Source organism: Pseudomonas sp. Sample_24, from assembly GCF_004307605.1.
Classification (GTDB): Bacteria; Pseudomonadota; Gammaproteobacteria; order Pseudomonadales; family Pseudomonadaceae; genus Aquipseudomonas.
In genome coordinates this window covers 1-6,394 of the sequence record NZ_RCNW01000507.1, presented here as the reverse complement: position 1 = coordinate 6,394, position 6,394 = coordinate 1, and the positions used below count along the sequence as shown (strand labels likewise).

Annotated in this window: 6 protein-coding genes; 2 read left to right on the top strand and 4 right to left on the bottom strand. The window is 57.3% G+C overall.

From position 1 onward, the window contains the following. On the top strand, positions 1-170 hold a 170-nt coding region (locus D8V06_RS29285), incomplete at its 5' end, for a TetR family transcriptional regulator C-terminal domain-containing protein (RefSeq protein ID WP_177434511.1). Positions 171-202: 32 nt separating this feature from the next. Here D8V06_RS29285 and D8V06_RS29280 read toward each other — a convergent pair. The 4 genes from D8V06_RS29280 to hydA all read right to left on the bottom strand — a co-directional run bounded on the left by D8V06_RS29280 (position 203) and on the right by hydA (position 5,761). Then, positions 203-1,282 carry an RHS repeat-associated core domain-containing protein gene (locus D8V06_RS29280; RefSeq protein WP_130932348.1) on the bottom strand — a complete coding sequence of 360 codons (1,080 nt, stop codon included), beginning with the start codon at positions 1,280-1,282 and terminating at the stop codon, positions 203-205. 225 nt (positions 1,283-1,507) lie between these two features. Beyond that, a complete protein-coding gene (gene preA, locus D8V06_RS29275) occupies positions 1,508-2,788 on the bottom strand; it encodes an NAD-dependent dihydropyrimidine dehydrogenase subunit PreA (protein ID WP_056852875.1) in 1,281 nt (426 codons plus the stop codon). Next, the gene (locus D8V06_RS29270; RefSeq protein ID WP_130904769.1) at positions 2,789-4,156 is read right to left on the bottom strand and encodes an NAD(P)-dependent oxidoreductase; all 1,368 of its coding nucleotides are present in this window, start codon (positions 4,154-4,156) and stop codon (positions 2,789-2,791) included. 165 nt (positions 4,157-4,321) lie between these two features. Next, positions 4,322-5,761: a dihydropyrimidinase gene (hydA, locus tag D8V06_RS29265; protein WP_130932347.1), complete on the bottom strand. Its 1,440-nt coding sequence runs from the start codon at positions 5,759-5,761 to the stop codon at positions 4,322-4,324. Positions 5,762-6,299: 538 nt separating this feature from the next. On the opposite strand from hydA, the gene D8V06_RS30990 reads away from it, so the two are divergent. Next, positions 6,300-6,394: hypothetical protein (locus D8V06_RS30990; RefSeq protein ID WP_241664309.1), on the top strand; the 95-nt coding region annotated here is incomplete at its 3' end.

Genomic DNA, 6,394 nt, shown 5'->3' with positions numbered 1-6,394 from the left:
AGCCTTCAAGCCTGCTGTACATGATCTGGGCCTCGACCCAGCACTACGCCGACTTCGACCACCAGGTGAACATCCTCAATGACCATCAGCCGCTGTCGGACATGCAGTTCGAGCGGGCGATACAGACGGTGACCAGTGTGATTCTGCGGGGGATCGGGTTGGAGCCGTAGGTCGGAATCCAGCGGCTCCTGCAGCCAAGGGGTCAGCTTCTGACCTGATTGTTGTGATTAACTAAATCCTTCATGTTTTCTCGTTTAATTATATTGCTTTTCCTTTGTAATGCGTCTTTGAAATTGGCTCGTGCGCTTGCTGTAGTACTTTGGTCAAGATTTTTTTTTATTTCTGAAAGTTCCTTGCTCTGCGTTGGAGTGCCGGTGGCAATGAAGTCTGGGTTTTCCTTCTTGAGGGCGTCATATGCTATTCCAATGTCTTGGAGTATTAATCTGTGCTTAGAAGTTCTGCTAGGTTGAGCACTTCTTCTTGGTCCGCGAGTAGTCGCTGGAAGCTCTAGTATTGGGACGCGATGGACGGGCGTTCGACCAAGTCCGGGCTGCTGCAAACTGGTGGGGGACTGATCAGTTAGTGAGTTCTGTATTGGGTTGCTATATGTTGAAATAGGCGAACTGACTGCGCTGGATGTTTGTGATTGGGCTTTGCTTATAGAACTATGTCTAGTGATTACTGAATCACGTGGCCTAATGATCACCGACGCGCGAGAACGGTTGAATAGGGTACTAAGAACGTGGTATTTACCATTTCCAGTAGGATCAAAAAAATTTATCGGATCATTTTCGCAATAAGCATAAGAGTTAATTCCCCCGTCATCAAAAGGACTCAGCTCATCCGGGCTATTGAATCGCATCAACACAGGATTATAAAATCGATTGCCATGGCCTAATGGATAATGGCCCGTAATGTCGTCAGGATACTCACCATTAAACCCGAATAAACGACTTAAGCCGCTGACATTCGGGTGATGGCCGTAGGCGGTATAGGAAAATTTCCGAGAATTAACTGGCGAAAGGGATTGCAGCAACGAGTGCGCCTGATCGGTCACCAAAAGCGTTTTTTCGGTAACCCCTGCTTCACTTTGTTGCTGCGCCAACAGTTGAGTTCCATGGCGCAGGATTGTTCGTTGCGTCTGCTGTCCCAGCTCGGTAGTCAGGTGGTTCACTTGATAAAAACGCTGTGTGCTGTTACCCGCCAGTAGCCCGACGCCCGTGAGGCGGTCGAGTGGGTCGTATTGATAGCGGCAAAGAATGTTCAATGATGAGTCCGACATATCGAGATCCACGCTGGCGAATTGACTGTGCGTTAGCATCGAAGATATGTCGAGTGGCGTCTACTAGCAGAACTGATAGGTAAGGAGTCTGGAAGTTGGTGTTGTAGCGCTGGCCTCATCGCGGGCAAGCCCGCTACCACAGTGGTTTATGGCGTAATCAAATGCTGTGTACACCAGCGATCCCTGTGGGAGCGACTGTCTTCCCCTGCCATTCGTCACCGCCATTCAGTGCCGTCCCGCAACATGATACGGATTGCGCGGATCATGGTTCCAGTCCAGAAACGGCTTGCCGGTGTCCACCGGAACCATCTCGATACAATCCTGCACCGGGCAGGTGATCTGGCATAGATTGCAACCCACACATTCTTCATCGATCACTTCATAACGATGGGTCCCGTCGGGATTTTTCAGGCTGGCCACGGCCTGGTGCGAGGTGTCTTCGCAGGCGATGTGGCAACGACCGCATCCGATACAGGCCTCTTGGTCGATTTTGGCAATCACTTGATAGTTGATGTCCAGGTATTTCCAGTCCGTGGTGTTGGCCACCGCGCGTCCGGAAAACTGCGCGATGCTGGTGTAGCCCTGGCTGTCCATCCAGCGCGACAGCCCGTCCTTCATCTCCTCGACAATCCGGAAACCGTGGAGCATCGCCGCGGTGCAGACCTGCACCGAACCACAGCCCAACGCGATGAATTCCGCGGCATCGCGCCAGTTGCCGATGCCGCCGATGCCACTGATCGGCAGGCCATGGGTCTGCGGGTCGCGGGCAATTTCGGCGACCATGTTCAGGGCAATCGGCTTGACCGCCGACCCGCAATAACCGCCGTGGGTGCTTTGGCTGCCGACCATGGGGTTGGCGACCATGCGTTCCAGGTTGACGCTGGTAATGGAGTTGATGGTGTTGATCAGCGACACCGCATCCGCACCGCCACGGTGAGCCGCGCGGGCGGCGACGCGGATGTCGGTGATGTTCGGCGTGAGCTTGACGATCACCGGCAGCGAGCAATACGTCTTGCACCAACGAGTGACCTGTTCGACGTATTCCGGCACCTGGCCGACCGCCGCACCCATGCCGCGTTCCGGCATGCCGTGGGGGCAACCGAAGTTCAACTCGATACCGTCGGCGCCCGTGGCCTCCACCAGCGGCAGAATGTGTTTCCAAGACTCTTCGACGCAAGGCACCATCAACGACACGATCAATGCGCGGTCCGGCCAATCTTTTTTCACCTGGGTGATTTCCCGCAGGTTGATCTCCAGCGAGCGGTCGGTGATCAGTTCGATGTTGTTGAAACCCAGCACTTCACGGTTCGGCCCGAAATGCGCCGAATAGCGTGACGATACGTTCACCGCCGCCGGGTCTTCACCCAGGGTTTTCCAGACCACACCGCCCCAGCCCGCCTCGAAGGCGCGGACCACGTTGTAAGCCTTGTCGGTCGGCGGCGCGGAGGCCAGCCAGAACGGATTGGGCGACTTGATGCCAGCGAAGACAATCGACAGATCGGCCATTTACGCAGCCTCCACGTTGAGCATCAGTTGAGTGTTGATTGCTTCGGCGGCGCGCTTGCCGTGTTGCACCGCTTGTACGGTCAGGTCCTGGTCGAGGCTGGTGCAATCGCCACCGGCATACACCCCGGGAATGCTGGTGCGCAGATTTTCATCGACTTCGATGCGCTCGCCCTGACGCTTGAGTTCACGGGCCAATGGGTCGGCGAGGGCGCTGCCGTCAAAGGCCTGGCCGATGGCTTTGAAGATGGCGTCGGCGGCTAGTTCGAACGTTTCGCCGGTGGTTTGCAGGCGTCCTTCGACCAGATGGGTGCGGGCGAATCGCATGCCGCGCACCCGGCCAGCGTCATCGAGCAGCACTTCTTGCGGTTGGGCCCAGGTCAACAAGCGCACTTGATTGGCCTTGGCGATGTCTTGCTCATGCAGGGTGGCGCCCATGTCCTCGACGCCACGGCGGTACACCAGGTTGACATCGTGAGCACCGAGGCGGGCCATTTGCACGGCCATGTCAATGGCGGTGTTGCCTGCGCCGAGGACGATGCAATGCTCGGCAAGCGGTAGCTGGGTGAGGTCATCGGCCTGGCGCAGTTCGCGGATGTAATCGGTCGCGGCCAGAAGCCCCGGTGCGTCTTCGTGGGCCAGCCCCAGTTGCTTGCTCGCTGCCAGACCGAGGCCGAGAAACACCGCGTCGAATTGTTGATGCAGCTCGCTCAGGCTCAGGTTGTCACCGAGTTTTTGTCCGTGACGGATTTCGATGCCGCCGATCTGCAGCAGAAAATCCAGTTCCTTTTGCGCGTAGTCGTCCACCAGTTTGTACTTGGCGATCCCGTATTCGTTAAGTCCGCCAGCCTTGTCCCGGGCCTCGAAAATGACCACGTCATGCCCGTGCATGGCACTGCGGTGCGCACAGGACAGCCCGGCCGGACCGGCGCCGACCACGGCGATGCGTTTGCCGGTTGCGGCGGCGCGGGGGAACGGGTGCTCACTGAAGTGCGCGTTGTCCACGGCATAGCGCTGCAACAGGCCAATCAGTACCGGCGCACATTCGTGGGCGTTGTTGCGCACGCAGGCTTGCTGGCAAAGGATTTCCGTCGGGCAAACCCGGGCGCAGCTGCCGCCGAGAATGTTGGCCGAGAGGATTTTCTGCGCCGCACCTTGCACGTTTTCCTGTTGGATATTGCGGATGAACGAAGGAATATCGATTTCGCTCGGGCAGGCGTTCACGCACGGCGCGTCGTAGCAATACAGGCAGCGCGAGGCCTCCAGATGCGCCTGGCGATCATTGAGCGGCGGCGCCAGATCGGTGAAATGGCCGGCGAGGGCGGCGGCGCTCTCGGCGGGGTGCGGGAGATGGTCGAGGGTCTTGATCACGGTTTTTGGCCTCACGGTGAATTGAGGTGCTGCCTCTGAACGGGCACTGTTCTTTGTTTCACCCTGTGGCGAGGGAGCTTGCTCCCGCTGGGTGGCGAAGCCGCCCCAAATGCGGCCTGCTGCGCAGTCCAGCGGGAGCAAGCTTCCTCGCCACAGGGAATCGGGTCAGCGTTTCACGGGCGTGGGCTGATTCAACTCCGCCCGCTTGCTCAGCAAATCAAACACCGCCGGATACGCCGGCCGTTCGATATAGCGCCCGGCACCCCGTTCTGCGCGCAGGTCGCCATCGGCCCAGACCACGCGTCCCTGGCTGATGGTATGGCTCGGCACGCCGCGCACGGTCTTGCCTTCGAAGATGTTGAAGTCGACCTGCTGGTGATGGGTCTTGGCGGAAATGGTCCGCGTGCCCAGCGGGTCCCACAGCACCAGATCGGCATCGGCGCCGACCCGGATCGCGCCTTTGCGCGGATAGAGGTTGAAGATCTTCGCGGTGTTGGTGGACGTCAGCGCGACGAATTGCTGCATCGAAAAGCGCCCGGTATTCACACCTTCATCCCACAGCACCGCCATGCGGTCTTCGATACCGGCCGTGCCGTTGGGAATTTTGCTGAAATCATCCTTGCCCGCGGCTTTTTGCTCGGCGCAGAAACAACAGTGGTCGGTGGCGGTCGTGTGCAGGTTGCCCGCTTGCAAGCCATGCCAGAGCGCCTCTTGATGACCCCGAGGGCGGAACGGCGGACTCATCACGTAGCCAGCGGCGGTCTGCCAGTCCGGGTGCTGATAGACGCTGTCGTCCAGCAACAAGTGCCCGGCCAGCACTTCGCCGTAGACCGGTTGGCCCTTGGCCCGGGCGTAGGTGATTTCATCGAGGGCTTCCTTGGTCGAGACATGCACCAGATACAGCGGCGTGCCGAGGGTTTCGGCAATGCGGATCGCCCGGCTCGCGGCTTCGCCTTCAACTTGCGAAGGGCGCGACAGCGGATGCGCTTCCGGCCCGGTCATGCCCTGGGCCATCAGTTTGCGTTGCAGGTGATAGACCAACTCACCGTTTTCGGCATGCACGGTGGGCACCGCACCCAATTCCAGGCAGCGCTCGAAACTCGCCACCAGGGTGTCATCGGCGGCCATGATCGCGTTCTTGTAAGCCATGAAATGCTTGAAGCTATTGACCCCATGGTGGATCACCAACTCAGCCATCTCTTCACGGACCTGCTCGCTCCACCAGGTAATGGCCACATGAAAGCCGTAGTCGGAGGCTGACTTCTCGGCCCAGCCACGCCACTGATGGAACGCCTCCATCAAGGACTGCTGCGGATTGGGAATCACAAAGTCGATGATCGACGTGGTGCCGCCGGCCAGTCCCGCCGCCGTACCACTGAAGAAGTCTTCGCTGGCCACGGTGCCCATGAAGGGCAGTTGCATGTGCGTGTGCGGGTCGATGCCGCCGGGCATCAGATACTGGCCGCTGCCATCGAGCATTTCTGCACCTGCAGGAATATCCAGGTTTTCGCCGATGGCCTTGATTACGCCGTCTGCGCAATACACGTCGGCGCGATAACTTTCATCATGGGTAATAATGGTAGCGCCACGGATCAACAGAGACATTCCGAGTTCCTCGCAGGCAATGACCGGCTGATACCGGTTCTAAGTGTTTTATATGAAACGAGTGCTGAAAGGGCTATTCCTGTCAGCGCTGTCAGGATTAAACGCTAGCTGCAGTTTATGGAATCGGCAAGAATATTTTTTATAAGCTTATTCCATAGATAAATATTTGATAAATAACGTTTAAAATTGAGATTCACCAAAATGGTGAGGCCGCTCACCATTTTGACGCACTTGACAGGATCTAAATATGGTCAAGATTTCTTATGTGAAATCAGCTGTTTGAGATTGGTCTATGGTGTATGCGCGACTTTGAAAAAAAATTCACGCACCAGATTGAGTCCTGACTGATTGGACAACTTGCCTGGCATTCGGCCTGAGTGGCACGGCACATACTTCATTCAGTCAATAAAACCGATAAACATCAGTTGGTTGCAAAGTGTTATGGAACTGCCCGATGCGCAAGCGGGGCACTCGGCACGTTTATTGATTCCGCCAGTCCCTGATGAGCAACAATAATCAAAAGAACAGTGGAGCGGCCATGCAACAGATCAGATCGCAAGTGACCGAGCGGGACGGCTTGTTCGAGCTCGAAGCCGGCAGCGATGTCCTCGACAGTCCCCGTTACAACCACGA

What these genes read in the sequence shown, in the direction of transcription:
- D8V06_RS29280 (WP_130932348.1), bottom strand. Translation starts at nt 1,282, where the DNA reads ATGTCGGACTCATCATTGAACATTCTTTGCCGCTATCAATACGACCCA.
- preA (WP_056852875.1), bottom strand. Translation starts at nt 2,788, where the DNA reads ATGGCCGATCTGTCGATTGTCTTCGCTGGCATCAAGTCGCCCAATCCG.
- hydA (WP_130932347.1), bottom strand. Translation starts at nt 5,761, where the DNA reads ATGTCTCTGTTGATCCGTGGCGCTACCATTATTACCCATGATGAAAGT.